Source organism: Xanthomonas sp. NCPPB 1638 (assembly GCF_041475635.2).
Taxonomy (GTDB): Bacteria; Pseudomonadota; Gammaproteobacteria; order Xanthomonadales; family Xanthomonadaceae; genus Xanthomonas; species Xanthomonas cucurbitae.
On the sequence record NZ_CM192984.1, the window covers coordinates 1965984 to 1982401 of the forward strand.

11 protein-coding genes are annotated in these 16418 nt (G+C 64.3%); 3 read left to right on the top strand and 8 right to left on the bottom strand.

Annotation, left to right across the window (positions count from 1 at the left end):
• Positions 1-48 precede the first annotated feature (48 nt).
• Entirely contained in the window at positions 49-3543 is a 3495-nt protein-coding gene (locus ACCQ13_RS08480; RefSeq protein ID WP_159407957.1) for a glycosyltransferase, read from the bottom strand.
• A gap of 269 nt (positions 3544-3812) precedes the next feature.
• Between ACCQ13_RS08480 and ACCQ13_RS08485 the strand changes: the two genes are divergently transcribed.
• Positions 3813-4301 (top strand): transposase, encoded by a 489-nt coding sequence (locus ACCQ13_RS08485; protein WP_159407002.1) that lies wholly within the window; start codon positions 3813-3815, stop codon positions 4299-4301.
• Between the two features lie 459 nt (positions 4302-4760).
• Here the strand turns inward: ACCQ13_RS08485 and tnpC are convergent, their stop codons facing one another.
• From tnpC to ACCQ13_RS08510, 5 genes are all read right to left on the bottom strand, one after another.
• Positions 4761-6341 carry an IS66 family transposase gene (tnpC, locus tag ACCQ13_RS08490; protein ID WP_159406550.1) on the bottom strand — a complete coding sequence of 527 codons (1581 nt, stop codon included), beginning with the start codon at positions 6339-6341 and terminating at the stop codon, positions 4761-4763.
• 20 nt (positions 6342-6361) lie between these two features.
• The gene (gene tnpB / locus ACCQ13_RS08495; protein WP_104605767.1) at positions 6362-6703 is read right to left on the bottom strand and encodes an IS66 family insertion sequence element accessory protein TnpB; all 342 of its coding nucleotides are present in this window, start codon (positions 6701-6703) and stop codon (positions 6362-6364) included.
• On the bottom strand, positions 6697-6996 hold the full coding sequence (gene tnpA / locus ACCQ13_RS08500; RefSeq protein ID WP_146090374.1) for an IS66 family insertion sequence element accessory protein TnpA: 300 nt from the start codon (positions 6994-6996) through the stop codon (positions 6697-6699). The genes tnpB and tnpA overlap by 7 nt, the downstream gene beginning before the upstream one ends.
• A gap of 456 nt (positions 6997-7452) precedes the next feature.
• Positions 7453-10566 carry a TonB-dependent receptor gene (locus tag ACCQ13_RS08505; RefSeq protein ID WP_159407003.1) on the bottom strand — a complete coding sequence of 1038 codons (3114 nt, stop codon included), beginning with the start codon at positions 10564-10566 and terminating at the stop codon, positions 7453-7455.
• Positions 10567-10904: 338 nt separating this feature from the next.
• On the bottom strand, positions 10905-13895 hold the full coding sequence (locus tag ACCQ13_RS08510) for a TonB-dependent receptor plug domain-containing protein (RefSeq protein WP_159407004.1): 2991 nt from the start codon (positions 13893-13895) through the stop codon (positions 10905-10907).
• 340 nt (positions 13896-14235) lie between these two features.
• Here ACCQ13_RS08510 and apbC point away from each other — a divergent pair, with 340 nt between their 5' ends.
• Together apbC and dcd are read left to right on the top strand one after the other, a co-directional pair.
• The gene (gene apbC / locus ACCQ13_RS08515) at positions 14236-15087 is read left to right on the top strand and encodes an iron-sulfur cluster carrier protein ApbC (protein ID WP_159407005.1); all 852 of its coding nucleotides are present in this window, start codon (positions 14236-14238) and stop codon (positions 15085-15087) included.
• A gap of 96 nt (positions 15088-15183) precedes the next feature.
• The gene (gene dcd / locus ACCQ13_RS08520; RefSeq protein WP_010366727.1) at positions 15184-15753 is read left to right on the top strand and encodes a dCTP deaminase; all 570 of its coding nucleotides are present in this window, start codon (positions 15184-15186) and stop codon (positions 15751-15753) included.
• A gap of 60 nt (positions 15754-15813) precedes the next feature.
• On the opposite strand, the gene ACCQ13_RS08525 is transcribed toward dcd, so the two are convergent.
• Entirely contained in the window at positions 15814-15996 is a 183-nt protein-coding gene (locus ACCQ13_RS08525) for a LiaF transmembrane domain-containing protein (protein WP_159407006.1), read from the bottom strand.
• Positions 15997-16237: 241 nt separating this feature from the next.
• A complete protein-coding gene (locus ACCQ13_RS08530) occupies positions 16238-16405 on the bottom strand; it encodes a LiaI-LiaF-like domain-containing protein (protein WP_042598366.1) in 168 nt (55 codons plus the stop codon).
• Between the last annotated feature and the right edge of the window lie 13 nt (positions 16406-16418).

The window sequence follows — 16418 nt, forward strand, 5'->3', positions numbered from 1 at the left end:
CTGCAAACGGGAAACCAAACGGGAAACCGCTGAAGCAGCGTGCTCGCGCTAGTCCGGCAACCACGCCTCCCGCCAATGGTCCAGATTGCTGCCGCTGAGCATCCAATCGCGCCGCACGACCTCGCGCAGGGCTGCTCCCTTGGCACGCGCGCTGTCCGGGTCGGCCAGATGCTCGCGGATCGCGCCAATCCAGTCGCGGTAACGGTTCTTCACCAGCGTCACCGGCAGTTTGCCTTGGTAGCAACGCACGTCGCTGGCAATCACCGGATAGCCGCAGGCGCCGTATTCGAGCAGGCGCAGGTTGCTCTTGCACGCGTTGAACAGGTTCTGCTCCACCGGCGCCAGCGCCAGGTCCAGATCCAGTGCCGCCAGCGCGGCCGGGTAGTGATCGATCGGCACGCCAGGCTGGAAGTGGTGGATATGCTGGCGCAGCGCGAATGGGTACATCCCCATGAATACCCATTCCACCTCGCCAGCGAGTTCCTTCACCACCTCGGCAATCAGCTCCAGATCGCCGGTATGGCTGGCGCCACCGGCCCAGCCGATGCGTGGCTTGCCGCCCTGGCGCTCTGCGCGTGCCGGCAGGTGCTCCCACCAATGCGGTGGCAGGCGGTTTTCGGCCACGCGAATATCGCTGTGCAGCCCGGCAAAGGCCTCGGCCAGGGCAGGGGTGGACACCACGAAGCGGTCCACCATGCCCAGCCCGCGCCGAACGGTCTTGAGAATGTCCTTGGGCATCTGTTCGCGGTGGGCATTCTTCAGCGGCAGATTGGGCAGGTAATCGTCCAGCTCGTAGACCTTGAACGCGCGCGACAGCGCCTTCATCCGCCGCATCGCCTCCAGCCGCGCTTCGCCCACCTGGCGTTGCAGGATCACCACGTCGGGATCCTGGCGCGCCAGTTCGGCGATCTCCAGATAGCCGTTGAACAGCACGCCTTCGGCCAGGCCGGCCTCGCGCAGGGCGCGCAGCGGCTGGATCACCCGGTAATGCCCGCAGCCTTCGATGTCCGCTGGCAGCCCCATCACCCGCGGCAGCGGCCGCCACGACTGCAGTGGGCGCCAACTGGCGCGCGGATCGGCCAGCTGGAAGCCGGCCCCCGGGTCCAGTGAAAACCCCGGGTTGTAGGCCGGGTCGTTGGCCATCAGCGGCAACCAACGCGCATACATCGCCTCTTCGTCCAGCGCCGTGGCGGCGGGCGTGTCCAGCGGGTCGATCAACAGTTGCGCGCGCGCCGCGAACACATTGAGGTAGCCGGCCTGATGCAGGCGCAGGCAAAGGTCCGCATCGCTCCACGGCGCTAGTTCCGGCTCCAGCGCAAAGCCGCCGGCCTCCAGGAACAGCTGGCGCGGCAACATCAGGCACTCGCCACTCAGCGCGGCGTAGTTCTGGTCCAGCTGCAGGCGTTGCAGGTAACCGGAGTCGTCGAAGGCGCTGCCTTCGAACGCGCGTGCCACCGGCGCGCCCAGGCCCAGCAACAGGCCGGCATGGTGCACGGTGCCATCGCCGCGCAGCAGCTTACCGCCGACCGCGCCCACTTCTGGGCGCAGTGCGTGGTTGAGTAATTGCTCCAGCCAATCGGCCTTCATCACTGCCGCGCCTGCGGCCAGCCACAGCAGCACGTCCCCACGCGCATGCTCGGCGGCGGTATTGCAGACTGCTTCGCGGCAGGGCGCGGCGTCGAAACGCAGCACGCGGATTTGCTGCATGCCCATCGTCTCGATACCGGCCAGCCAGTCGCGCAGTGCCGGCTCGGTGCTGCTGCGGTCCAGCAGCAGCACTTCGTAGTGCGGGTAAGCCGTGTTGGCCAGGATGCTTTCCAGGCAGCGCTGCACCTGCGCCAAGCGGCCATCGACCAGCACCAGAATGCTCACCAACGGCTGCTGCGCGTGCCGGTACTCCAGCGCATGACGGCCAGGGCCGGCGCTGTGCACCTGCGCGTCTATATAACCGCGCGCAGCGAGATGACGCGCAATGGCCTGGTGTTCGTCGGCATCGCCATGCCGGGTTAGGGAGGAGGCCGCCAGCAGCGGCTCGGCGATGTGCTGCACAGCGCCGAGCCCGTGGCGCTCGACCAGCCCCAACTGGTAATTCAGCTCGAAGGCCGCGCCTGGACCTGCCGGAAATCCGCCATCGGCCACCAGCGTGGCCTGGCGGAACAGCCAGTGCCGCGACAACGTGGACGGCGCGCTCAGCAGCGCGTCCAGGTACAGCGCCGGCCGCAGCGCCAGCCCCAGTTGGCGGTCGTCCAGCGCCACCACTTCGTCGGCATACACTGCCTGGCAGGTATCCGGCAGCGCGAGCAGGCCCAACGCCATCACGGTCAGCCCGCTGAGGGTGAACACGGCACCGGCATCGACCACCAGCACCCAGTCGATGGCCTGCTGCGCGGCGATGGCCTGGTTGAGTGCTGGCACCAGGCCGTCGTTGTCGATCAGCACCCCGCGTTCGGCGTTGCTCACCTGCATCGGCGAGGCGCTGAGCACCCAGGTCTGCTGGTTGGGATAGCCGCCGGGCGCCTGCAGGCTGGCCAGCGTGGCGGCCACGGCCTGGGCATCGCCATCGCGGTCGATCAACATCACCGCAATCCGTGGCCCGCCGGCATGCGCCTCCAGGCGGGCATCGATCAATGCACGCTGCGCGGGGGGGGCGTGCCGCATACCCAACCAGGTCGCGGCCGACACCTGCTCGGTCATGCCGGCACTGCGCATCAACGCATTGACCAGATCCACCGACTTGAACACCCGCGCCTTGTGCAGGCCGAGCGGCGCCACGCGCACCTGCCGGTTGTTGCCGCTCTCGCGCCGCCAACCGAGCTGCCGGATGCCTTGGCGCAGGTCCTCATGGCCCTGATCGCCGACCCCGATCTGATCGCGGCCGGCCTGGCTGAACTGCGCGCTGGACACGCGGAAGTGCGTCAGCGGGCTAGCCAGAAACGCCAGGTTGCCGCGGCGCAGCAGCTTGACGTAGATCGCCAGATCGCCGACCCAGTGGATCGGCTTGCCGTTCAACATCATCAGCGTGTTGCCCAACGCCACCAGGTCGGCGCGCCGGCACAGTACGCAGCTGGGCTCGCCGATGAAGTTGATGGCATGGTCGGCCAGGAACGACACCAGTTCCGGACCATCGATCAGTACGTCTTCGTCGAACGGAAAGCTGGTGGCCAGGATGTCCGGCAACGGCGCGCCATCGTCGTCGATGCGCTGACGCCGCGAGGAAGCCATCGCCGTGCCGGGGGTGCGCTCGATCGCTTCCACCAGCTGCGCGATGCAATCGGGCTCCAGCACATCGTCGTCGTGCAGGAACTTGACGTACTCGCCTTGCGCCAGCCCGATGCCATTGATGGTGCTGCCGAGCTCGCCGAGCCGCATCGGATTGCGGTGGTAGCGGATCGGGAAGGGGGCGGACGCCAAGCGCGGCAACAGGATGGACTCGATCGCGCCATCGCCATTGTCGTCGCAGATCACCAGCTCCAGCGCCGGATAGGTCTGCGCCAGCACGCTGTCCAGCGCCTGCGCGAAGTAGCGTGGTTTGTAGGTCGGCATGACGATGCTGACCAAGGTGGCGGAAGTCATGCAGGGCGGACCGTGTTCGAGGGTTGGGGAACTGGGATTCATAGCATTGTCGGGGCTGGGGTCACCACACGTATACAGGCATCGGCGCGAGCGCGAGCTTCCACTTGGATCACGCGTACTTCGATTTTCCGGCGTGAGGTGCCGACTTCAGTCAAGCCTGAAATGCGCGGAGGCGCGTGTGGCTGCCCCCCATGTCACGATAGTTGTCCGCTCCCCTGAATCCTCAGATGGAGACCGCGATGGCCCGCTACAGCCCCGAACTCAAAGACCAGATCGTCCGGCGGATGATGCCCCCCAACAATCAGAGCGTTGCTGACCTGAGCCGTCACACTGGCATCAGCGCCCCCACGTTGTACGCGTGGAAGAAACAGATCCGCAGCCAAGGATATATCGTGCCCGACACCGCTACTTCGCCGGACAAATGGGACGTGAAAGCCAAACTGAGAGCCGTCGCCCAGACGATGCCGATGAACGAGGCCGAGTGCTCGGCGTGGTGCCGTGAGAACGGCATCTACCCCGAGCAGATCGCTGCCTGGCGGCAGGCCTTTGAGACCATGCAGTCGAGCGCCTCGGCAGCGGAGCGGGCGGTTTCCACGGTCATGCGCAAGCGCGTCAAGCAGCTTGAGAAGGAGCTTTTGCGCAAGGATCGCGCCCTGGCGGAGGCGGCAGCGCTGCTGACGCTGTCAAAAAAAGCCCAGGCTCTCTGGGGCACCGACGAGGACGTCTGATCCCCGTGTCGTTGAAACAGAGAGCCGTCACGTTGATCGCCGAGGCAGTGGCCGCCGGTGCCCGCGAGATCAAGGCATGCCAGGTGCTGGGCATCAGCTGCCGCACGCTGCGCCGTTGGCGCGGTGCCAGCACGCTGGTGGATGCTCGAAAAGGCGCGGCCAAGCACTGCCCGCATGCGCTGAGCTGCGTCGATAAGGAACGAATCATGGCCGTCGCCAACCAGCCCGATTACCAGAGCCTGCCCCCCTCGCAGATCGTGCCCCGGCTGGCAGATCAGGGGATTTACATCGCATCGGAATCAAGCATGTATCGCGTGCTGCGTGCGCGTGGGCAAGTCAATCGCCGTGGTCGCGCCGCCGCCCCGCGAACTGTGGCTAAACCGATGGCGGTGCGTGCCGATGCCCCTCGCCAAGTCTGGTCATGGGTAAGCGTCCGCCAACCTCACCTACCCCGAAACCTCACTCCGTGCGCAACGGCAGCAATTGATCGATGTCCCGATCCAAGGTCGTCGGCAGCCGCGCCAGGGTGTCATGCAGCCAGGCATGCGGTTCGATACCGTTGGCCTTGGCGGTGGCCAGTAGGCTCATGATCGCCGCCGCGCGCCTGCCCGCCTGCGCTGAGCCGGCAAACAGCCAATTCTTGCGTCCCAGCGCCACCGGACGAATCGCGTTTTCGATCAGGTTGTTGTCGATCGGGTAACGTCCGTCCTGGACATAACGCGTCAGCGCGTCCCATCGCTTGAGCGTATAGGCCAGTGCACGCGCGGTGCCGCTGTTGCCCATCACCGTCTGCTGCAACTCCAACAACCAGCAGTTCAGCCGCGATAGCACCGGCACGGCGTGTTCTTGTCGGTAAGCCAGACGCTCATCGGGCTTCAGCGCGCTGGCTGCCGCTTCGATGGTGTAAAGCACGCCGATGCGCGCGATCGCTTCAGCCGCAATCGCGCTGCCGCTGGCCGCATGCTGCTCATGCCACTTGCGCCGGGCGTGGGCCCAACACCCCAGCTCCGTGACACCCTGCGCAAAGCTGGCTTTATAGCCGCTGTAGTCGTCCACCATCAGTGCGCCGCGCCACTTCCCAAGGAAATCGCGTGCGTGCTGGCCGCTGCGGCTGGTCTGGAACTGGAATACCACCATCGGTGGATCGGCGCCCGGGTGGTGGGCGGTGGCATACGCAAACAGATACGCACGCTTGGAGGAGCCTGCTGTTGGATCCAGCAGCTGCACCGGGGTTTCATCGGCATGCAGCACCGATTGCTGCTGCATCCGCACCGCCAGGCGGTCGGCCAACGGTTGCAGCGCCACGCCGATGGCGCCGATCCACTCGGCCATCGTGCTACGCGACAAGGCAACGCCGCTGCGTGCATAAATGGCTTCCTGCCGATACAGCGGCAAGTGATCGACATACTTTGCGACAGCGACCTGGGCCAGCAGGCTGGCATCGGCCTGGCCGCGCTCGATGATCGCCGCCGCCACCGGCTCGGCGACGATCAGCTCACAGCGACGGCAGCAATACTGCGGGTACACATCGCGCTTGACGTAGAACTCCAGCGGCTTGCAGGCCAGACGCTCGCTGACATGCTCGCCGATGGCCACCAGCGCGCTGTTGCACTGCGGGCAGTTGCAGTTGGCCGGCTCGTGCCGAGTTTCTACACGCTCAAGATGCTCGGGTAACGGCTTGCGCCCGGCGTTTGCTGCACGCCGACGCTTCTGGGTCACCGCTGCGGTCTCGCCCTCGGCCTGGAGCGCGGCCAACTGCGCTTCCACTGCGGCGATATCGGCGGCCATGGTGTCTTCGAACAGCTGGCGCTGGTCCGGGTCCATGCGCTCGGTCTTGGCCGAGAATTGCAGCCGGCGCAGGCGGGCGATCTCGGCGGTGAGCGCGGCGATCTGCGCATCGCGCAGGGTGATGGTGCGTTCGCGCGTATCGATCAACGCCTGCTGGCGTTCAATGGTGGTCTGCGCGGTCGCAAGCAAGGCGCGTGCAGCCTGGCGCAGCGCATGTGGATCATCAATCGTATCGAGGGCGGACAGGTCCATGTCCGCCACGATGCCATGGGTTACAGCTGCCGCACACCTGCCATTGGTGCAATGGACAATCGCTGCCAGTCCACGCCTGCACACAGCCAGGCCCACTGCTCAGCGCTCAAGGTCCACGCGGTATCGCCCACACGCGGCCAGATGAAGTGTCCCTGATGCAGCCGGCGCGCGCACAGCCAGACACCATGACGATCAACGCACAGCACCTTGAGGCGGCTACGCGCGCGATTGACGACGACGTAGGCCTCGCCCTCGGCCACGGGGCGATCCAGCAGTGACTGCATCTGCAGCAAGAGCCGGTCCATGCCACAGCGCAGATCCACCGGGGCGGTGACAAGATGCCACGCCGACACGCTCAGCATGCACCAAGCTCGCGCAGCAGACGCGCAAGCCAGCCCGGATCACCGGCCGCCACGCTGAGGCTGATGCCACCGGCGAGACGGATCTCCACGCTGGTCGTGGGAACGGCGGGGGTGATGTGCAGCGGTAGTGTGGCTGGAAGTGCTGCAGGCGCTGCGGACGCTGCAAGTTTGCCGCGCCAGTAGGTGAAGCTGCTCAACGAGACACTGTGCTCGCGGCACCACGCCGATGGCGTGGCGCCGCTGGCGGACCAGGCAGCAATGCGGTGGGACCAATCATCGTGCTTTGAAGACATCGGGGAGATCCGTTGGGAAGAACGCGATATCCCAACGGGCTGCTGGCTGCTTGTATAGGTGAGGTTGGCGGACGCTTACCCAGGAGCAACAGTCGATTGGGAGGCGCCGTCACAGCGGAGCCGTGCCGGCACTCTACCGTTCTGTACGGCCCGGCGCATGGTGTCGAAGGTCATGGATGAGAGATGCCCATGCCGCCGATCAGGACGCGCGCTGGATAATCGCTGGACGGCCAGCGCATTAGTCGGGTGTAGCGCCGCTGGTGCGGACATGCACGCCGTGCAGCACGCCCAGCACCGCCCGCTGTCGACACCCAAGCGGCAACGGAGAAGGCCGCCATCGAAGCGCAATTGCTGATTTCGGCGAGGCTAGAAAGAGGGCCTCGGCGTGACCGAGGCTCAAAGTCAGTGCCTGTGGATCGACGGAAGCGTCGTTGCGACGCTTCCGTCCCGCATCGATCAGAAGTCGTACGACGCAGTGAGGCGCACGTAGCGCGGAGTATTGTAGTTGTAGGGCTGCAGACCCACACGATAGGTGTTGGACACCACGAACGGAGAGTCTCCTTCGTACACGCCATCGACGCGATTGACCGTGCGGTCGTTGAGGACATTGAAGACCTGCACTCCGACGGCCAGCTTGTGGTCGGCGAACGCAGGACGGTAGCTCAAGCCAAGGTCCAGGTTTTTGATCCAGGGTGTACGGCCTGCATCGCCAGGGCGGGATGGCTCGCCGCCACAGTAATGGTAGCCAGAGCCGTAGCCGATCGGATCGTAGTCGAGCGATTCTGCGTCGGGGCCGCCATAGAAGCCCAGGCAGGTGATAGGTGTGCCGGACATGACGCGCAGTGTCGCCGATGCCATCCATTCCGGATTGATCTGATACGCGCCGAACGCCTTGAGCTGGTGTCGGCGGTCGTTGGCAAGGCTGCCGCCAGCGTAATACATCAATGCTGCAGCATCCCAATCCTGGGTCTTGGATATGTCGGCCTGGCCCAGATCGGACTTCACCTGGCCTTCGGTGTTGCCGTAGCTGTGCGACCAAGTGTAGTCGACGCGGCCGTACCACTTTTCGTTGAAAGGATGTTCCACGAACAAATCGACGGACACGTAGCTGCGTTTGGCCTTGTCGGTGAAACCCCAGTCAGCCTGCGACATCGCAACCTGCGTGGAACCGGAGCCGTTGGTATTGGCCAGGCTGTAGGTATTGGTTTTGCCGGGATTGAACATCACGCAGCCGGGGATACTGACAGTGCTGGAGTCGCCGCCGCTGGCGTCGATCTTGTCTGCGATACGAGCGGTATCGCAGACGTCGTCGATGGCCGCCTGCAGCTTGCGATACGTCACCTTTGCGCCTGAATTCCAGCTTTCACCAAGCGTTTTCTCGAACCCGAGAATGAGTTCGTCCTGGTATTGCGACTGCAGGTCTGTCGGTGCAAATGCATTCGGATCCGGTGCCTGGCCGAACTCGCCATTGCTGGAGACCGGCCCGGGTCCGATCGGACGCAGTCCTGTCGGCTCGCCGTTCGCGTCGATGCCAGTGTAGGCGAAGTACTCGTCGGTGAACGTGGAGGCCGATGCACCGCGGATTGCGACCTGGTTGGGCAGGGCCAGGTAATAACGGCCGAGGTTGGCAAAGACCTTGAGCGAGGAATCGCCGAAGACATCCCAACTGGCGCCGAGGCGCGGGGCCCATTGATCGCCGCTGTCGACATAGGGCACATGATCGCTGTTGAAGTTGGTGAACTGATCATTGCGAATACCTAGCGTCAACAGCCAGTTGTCGTTGACCTGCCAGCGATCTTCCAGATAGTAGGCCTTCTGCTCCACGGCCATGCTGGTGGTGGTAGTGAAGATGCGCTGTTGCGCGTAATAGCCATTGGTTCCCGGGCCGGTCGCACCGACACCCAGAGAGCCGCGAACGGGCGTGACCTCGTCGACAGCGCGGTTGTAGGTCCATTGATACCCGGGGCCGGTGGTCCGAACGCCTTCGTCGTACGCGTTGAAATACATATTGTCCACGCCTGCGGTCAGGTCGTGATTACCAAGCCGATAATTCAACTCGAGCCGCAGGTTGCGGGTTTTGTTGATCGGGTCGTCGGCCTTGGAGCGATTGGTGGCCTGATCGTTGGAAATCGGCGTGCCGCCGGTGATTGCCGGATTTTGCAGGTTCAATCCCGAAATGAATGGCAGCGAAGAAACCAGCGGGTTGAACTGTTGATTGTGCTGAGTACTCCTTCCCCACATGGCGTTCAAGGTCAGGTCGTCGGTGATATAGCCGGTGTACTTGAAGACATCGTAGGTATCTTTGATCTTGAAGGTATCCGGGAACAAGCCCGATGGACCGCCGTCCGACAGGGTGTCGTAGCTGTAATTGTTGAAGGAGCCTGCACGCCGATCGGTGTTCTCGATACGCGTGTACTCCAGGATGTTGCTGTCGTTGATGTTCCAGTCCACCTTGCCGTAGAACTTCGGCGAGCTGTAGTTGTAGTGGTTGCGCCCCTGTGCACTTGCCGCCGTGGCGGTGCTGGTGACTGCGCCGTCGGTTTTGTCGGTTTCGCCAGCCACGAAGATGAACAACTTGTCCTCGATCAACGGGCCGCCTGCGTAAGCGCTGTAGACAGTTCGGCTTTGCACATCGCCCTTGCTGCGGCGGTAAATCGTGCCCGGTAGTTCAGGATCTTCGTAGCGGTAACGCGGATTGGCGTTCAATGTGTTATTGGGGTACCACACATCGCCAGCGGAACTTGCAAGATTTTTCGGTTCCCAGATAGCCTGCGCGCCGAAACGCCACTCATTGGTGCCGCGCTTGCCCAGCTGATTGATGACGCCGCCGGTCGAACGGCCGTACTTGGCGCTGTAACCGCCTGTGTAGGTTTCCTGCTGATCGATTGCGCCATAGGGCAGGCTGACGCCGCCCAGGTTGCTCAAGGGATTGCTGACGTTGAAGCCATTGATGTAATACGCGTTTTCGGTGACGCCGGAACCGCCAAAAGAAACCACCGAGCGCGAGCCGTTGTTGAAGGCACCGCTGCCTGCCACCGCGCCAGGCGCCAGCAACGCAATGGCTTCAGCACTCCGGCCCAGCGGCAGCGTTGCCAGCTGTTCGGAGGTAATGACCGAGCGCGAGCTGGTAGAGGTCACATCGATCTTGGGGACGTTGGCCGCGGTCACGGTGATTGCACCAAGCGTGGTCGCATCGGCGTTGCCGCTCGCAGCACTGGCGCTGGCAAACGAAACCTCGGTGCCCGAACCGACGCGCAGTTGCACGTTCTTGCGGGTGTCGATGACCTGATCGCCACGCTTCAGCGTGACCGTGTAGGCGCCGACCGGCAACGAGCCGAGGTTGTAGCGGCCACTTGCATCGACGGTGATGGTACGGCTGAGACCGGTATCGCTCTGCACGACAATGCTGCTGCCGGCTTCTGCCGGGGCGCTGCCGTAGATGCTGCCGGTGGTGCTCTGTGCGTAGGCTGCGCCGTGGCTGAGGCACGCGCCCAGCACGACGGCCAGGGCGGTGCGTTTGAAGCGTTGGTGGCTTGCTTGCTCATTGCTGACCTTCTTCAACAGAAACATCGGTTAAGGGGCGGTCGCCTGAAGCTCAGGTGGCCTTAACCCGACCGTAATGAATGTGTGCTGTCGAGCGCAAGCGATTGCGATCATTCATTGCTGAATAAGATTGGATCCGCATCGATGTTGCGTAATTCCGCACAAATGCATGCGCGTATTCGCATCTCGATGAACGGGCTCGAGCATGGTTGCAGTCGTATCAGTTGTTTGGGATACGGATCGGGCCAGTTTCCGTGAATAGCGCGCCACGGTGGACGCGTGCGTCGCCGCAATCGCGCGGTACGCCATCCAAAACGGGAGAAGCCCCGACAAGCGGGGCTTCGGTACACCAGTGGCGGGAGCGATCAGAACCTGACCGTGGTCCCCATGTAGAAGAATCGACCGACGTTGTCGTACAGCGCCGAGTTGAAATCCGAGCCGAAGTAGTTGCGCGGCGGGTCCTTGTCGAAGGCATTGTCGATGCCCAGGTAGACGTCGATCTCAGAGCCGGGGAATTGATAGCCGAACTGGAAGTTGTGGTAGGTGTACGAGCCGTTCTTGATCGGGCTGGCCGAACCCGGGTTGCTGTTGTAGCTCTCCGGGGTCACGCGCAGGTTGCCGTCCACATAGTTCATGTCCCAGGAGGCACGCCATTCCTTCCAGTTGTACTTGGTCTGGAACTGCGCACGCCAGCGCGGGTCGGTCACGTAGGTCACGTACTCGTCGTACTCGGCCGGGAAGTCCTGGAACACCCATTCGCGCGACTGGATCAGCCGGGTGCCGACCAGACGCAGCACGGTGTTGCCTTCGCCGATCTGGAAGCGGTAATCCATCTCCAGATCCACGCCCACGCGGCGTGAGCGGGCCAGGTTCTCGTTGAGCGCCTGCCAGCCGGTGATGCTGTGCTCCGGATAGATGCGGCCCTGCGGATCGGTGAAGCCGCCCAGCGGGGCGCGCTGCACGAAGCCGCAGAAGCTGTTGTTGATGCCGCCGGGGTTGTCCACGCAACGGGTGGCGTTGGTTTCGGCCGTCACTGCGCCGATGGCGTCGCGCAGGTCGATGCGCCAATAGTCGATCGACATGCCGAAACCTTCGAAGAACTCCGGCTGCCACACCAGTCCATACGACAGGCTGCGCGCGCGTTCGGGCTTGAGATCGGGATTGCCGCCGCTGACGCCCGGGCGGGTGGCGGTATAGGTGTCGATCCAGCCCACCGGAATGCCCAGCGCACTGCAGTTGGCCTGCCGCAGTGCCACGTCGCCAGCGGTGCCCGGGCGGTTGATGTTGGTGGGCAGATAGTTGCAGGGATCGTTGATGGTGGCGAAATTCTCGCTCTGCGAGTCGTACAGCTCGCCGATGCTGGGTGCGCGGACGGCCTGCGCCAGGGTGCCGCGCAGGCGCAATGACGGAATGATGGTCCAGTCCAGACCAACGTTCCAGGTCTTGGTCGAGCCGATGCTGCTGTAGTCCGAATAGCGCCCTGCCACATCCAGCGCCAGGCGATCCACGCCCGGCAGGCCGGCCAGCAGCGGGATGGTGCTCTCCACGAATACTTCCTTGACGTTGTATTCGCCGCCGCTGTTGGGGATGGCGTTGAGGAAGGTCACACCGGACGCTGCCAGCGGATCGGTGATCTCCTCGCTTTGCTCCTTGCGGTATTCCACGCCACCGGCGATGCCGATGTCGCCGGCCGGCAACGACAACAGGCTGCTGTTGGCGACCGATGCGTTGAACACCGTCTGCTGGATCTTGGCCTGCGAGCGTGCGGTGCTGTTGAACCAGGCGGCGGCTTCGGGCGTGACCGCGCCATTGCCGAAGATGCTGAAGGGCACGCAGCCTTCGCGCGCCAGCGCCGAGTACACACGGCCGGTGTTGGGGTTGACTGCGGTCGGGTCCAGCGTGGTGCGGCAGACGATAGTGCCGCTGGCGTCGCGCGCGGCGTCGATGCCGGCCTGCCAACGCTCGTTGATGCGGTTGTTGAGGTTGCGCCTGTCGATGGTGGTCTTGCCATAGTTGGCCGAGACGTCGTAGGTCCAGTTGTCGGTGAAGTTGCCTTCGGCGCCGAGCACGGCGCGGTAGGTCTTGCGCTCGATGTTCTCGCCACGGCGGCCGGCATCGACGTTGAAGCGGTTCATCAGGAGTTGCGTGGCGCCACGCGAATCCATCAATGCGCCGAGTTGGGGGCTGACGTACGGGTTTTGCCGGCGCACGCGCAGCGAGCTGTCGAAGGTGGGTTGGCCGAAGAACTCCGAATCGGTCTCGCTGTACTTGCCTTCGAAGAACAGGCGATGGTTCTGGCTCAGCTCGAAATTCACCATCGTGTTGAGGCTCTTGCGATCGAAACCCGGCTGCAGGTCGGCCACGGCATTGAGATCGACGAAGTCGCAATCCACGCAGGCGGTGTTGCTCACCACGGTGCCGCCGTAGCGGTTGCGACGGAAGCTGCCGTCGGGGTCGAACAGGTAGCGGTTGCCGTAGGTGGCCGGATTGCGGAAGTCGAACGTGCCCAGGTTGAAGGTGCCGCCGTAGGACGTGGAATGGTTGCCGCCGGGGCCGCTCAGTACGTTCTGTGGATTGCGCTCGCTCGGCGGCCGGGTAGGGTCGAAGTTGGGGTTTTGTACGCTGATGAGGTACTCGCGGCCGATGGCGCGGTTGCCTCGGCCAAAGCGGTCCTGCGTGCTGTATTCGGCCGACACCGCGACATTGCCGCGGCCTTCGGCGAAGTCGGTACCGGCGGAAAAGCTGGCAAACGAACGGTTGTAGTTGCCTTCGTCGGCCAGGCCGGTCTGTGCACGGGTTTCGAAGCCGGTGAAGGATTTCTTGAGGATGAAGTTCACCACGCCGGCCACCGCGTCGGCCCCGTATACCGCCGAGGCGCCACCGGTGATGACTTCCACGCGCTCGACCCATTCCACCGGGATGGTATTGACGTCCACTGCGGTCGCGCCGGGGCTGGAGCCGACATGGCGGCGGCCGTTGACCAGTACCAGGGTGCGATCGGTCCCCATGCCACGCAGGTCGAGCAGGCCCAGGCCGGCGGTACCGATGAAACGGGTGGAGTTACCCAGGGTGAAGGTCGGCGCCAGCGCCGGCATGCGTGCCATCAGGTCGCTGATGGTGGTGGCGCCGGTGGCGCGGATCTCTTCGGCGCTGATCGCGGTGACGGGGGACGGGGTGACGAAGCCGGTACGCGCGATGCGAGAGCCGGTGACCGAGACCTTGTCCAGGTCGGTGGTGCCGGGAGCCACGCCATTTTCCGTCTGCGCGGCGAGGTGGCCGGCGGGAGCCAGAAGCGCGGTCAGCAGTGCGGCGCTCAGGCGATGACGACGATCAGGGGTCTGGGGACGACTCGACATGATGTGCTGATTCCTTGCAGGGATGCGATGCGAAGCAGTCGCGCTCACTGAGCGGCGGCTGAACTGAGCATCGAACGTAACAATTCCTTAATCGTGTGTCCATCTTTGTGAAATGTAGCACTGTCTGACACAGATGCCGGTCGCAACGGCGCCGGTGGCCGGCGCCATTGCCGAGTCGGCCGCTGCAGTGGCAGCCGGTACACTGGGCGTCTTTTTCGGCGGCTAGCGCAGGCGTATGGGCGCCGGTGGCGGTTGCGCAAGATGAACTGGATCGGACGATGGAAACGATGACGACAGGCAGGTGGGGCACGCCCGCTCGTGCCGCACGCGGTGGACGCACATGAGCGGCGAACGCAGGATCGCCGCGCATGCGGTACAGGGCGCGCTGGCGCCGCATCCGCGGATTCGCAATGTGATCGCCGTGGGGTCGGGCAAGGGCGGGGTGGGCAAGTCGACCACGGCGGTGAACCTGGCGCTGGCCTTGCAGCGGCAAGGTGCCCGCGTGGGCGTGCTGGATGCCGATATCTATGGTCCCAGCGTGCCGGCCATGCTGGGCCTGAGTGGGCGCCCGGACAGTCCGGACAACAAGTCGATCGAGCCGTTGCGCGCGTTCGGGATCGAGGCGATGTCGATCGGCCTGCTGGTTGACCAGGACACCCCGATGATCTGGCGCGGGCCAATGGCGACTTCCGCGCTGACCCAGTTGTTCAACGACACCCTGTGGGACGACCTGGACTACCTGCTGATCGATCTGCCACCGGGTACCGGCGACATCCAGCTGACGCTGTCGCAGAAGATTCCGGTGGCCGGGGCGGTGATCGTCACCACCCCGCAGGACATTGCCACGCTGGATGCGCGCAAAGCCTTGAAGATGTTTGAAAAGGTGGAGGTGCCGGTGCTGGGCATCGTCGAGAACATGGCGGTGCATACCTGCAGCCACTGCGGGCATCGCGAGCATCTGTTCGGCGAAGGCGGCGGCGAGCGCATGGCGGCGCAGTACGGGGTGCCGTTGCTGGGATCGCTGCCGCTGGAGATCGGCATCCGCGAGCAAGGCGATGCGGGCCGGCCGATCGTGGTGGCGGCGCCGGAGTCGGTGGCGGCGCAGGCCTATCTGGCGGCAGCCAGGCGCTTGTCGGAAGAGCTGGGCAAGCGCCCGCGCGCCAGCATCCCGATCTCGGCCTCCTTGCTCTAGCCGCTCGGCCGGCCGTCACCGGCGGCCGCTGCTAGAATTCGCCGTCTTTCGCGCGGGCCGCCCGGCCTGCCGCCTCCCGTCTTCAAGGAACACCGCATGAGCATCAAGAGCGACCGCTGGATCAAGCGCATGGCCGAACAGCACGCGATGATCGAGCCGTTCGAACCCGGCCAGATCAAGCACGATGCCGCCGGGCAGCGCATCGTCAGCTTCGGCACGTCCAGCTATGGCTACGACGTGCGCTGCTCGCGCGAATTCAAGATCTTCACCAACATCAACTCGACCATTGTCGATCCCAAGCACTTCGATCCGGGCAGCTTTGTCGATATCGAATCGGATGTGTGCATCATTCCGCCGAACAGTTTTGCGCTGGCGCGCACGGTGGAATACTTCCGTATCCCGCGCGATACGCTGGTGGTGTGCCTGGGCAAGAGCACCTATGCGCGCTGCGGCATCATCGTCAACGTGACGCCGCTGGAGCCGGAATGGGAGGGCCATGTCACCCTGGAGTTCAGCAATACCACGCCGCTGCCGGCGCGCATCTATGCCAACGAAGGTGTGGCGCAGATGCTCTTCTTCCAGTCTGACGAGGTGTGCGAAACCTCGTACAAGGATCGCGGTGGCAAGTACCAGGGCCAGACCGGGGTGACCTTGCCGCGGACCTGATGGCCGGGAGTGGTTGCATCCCGCTGTTGCAGGCGGTTGGCCGGGTTGGGCGCCTGGGGCTCAGTCCGCCGCCAGCCCACGCTGGCGGTGACGGACCAACTGGTGGATGCCACCCCAGATCAGCATCAGCGGCCACCAGGCGGCGATCAGCTCGCCCAGGTTCATGCGGGTCAGGCCGAGGTTGTTGAGCAGGAACAACCCGCCCAGGACGATTAGAAACAGGCCGGGAATCAGTCGTTGCATGGCAATGTCCTCGTTGGGTGTGAGGCCATATTGCGCCTGCCGCGCCCGGCTATCAGGTGCCTGACGTCAGCGATTGCGGATGACAGTCGTCATATCGGGCCGCTGCCGGCTGCCTGCCTGTGCGACACGCATGGCGCAGGGACGGGTGGCCGACGAGAGCTGCATGGTCGAACGGAGCACCTCCAGCGCAAGCACACCGCTCTGACGATTCCCCAATCCCGACTCCCGATTCCCGCCCCATCTACTTCCCGCGCCCGAACAGCATCCCAACCCCGCAGGCCACCAGCGCTGCCGGCCACCAGGTGGCGATCAGCCGGCCGAGGCTGAGGTTGGTCCAGCCCAGGTTGTTGGCCAGGAACAGCAGGCCGACGAGGATCAGGATCAGTGCGGCGACGACATTGGATTTCATGCGAGACAGGCAG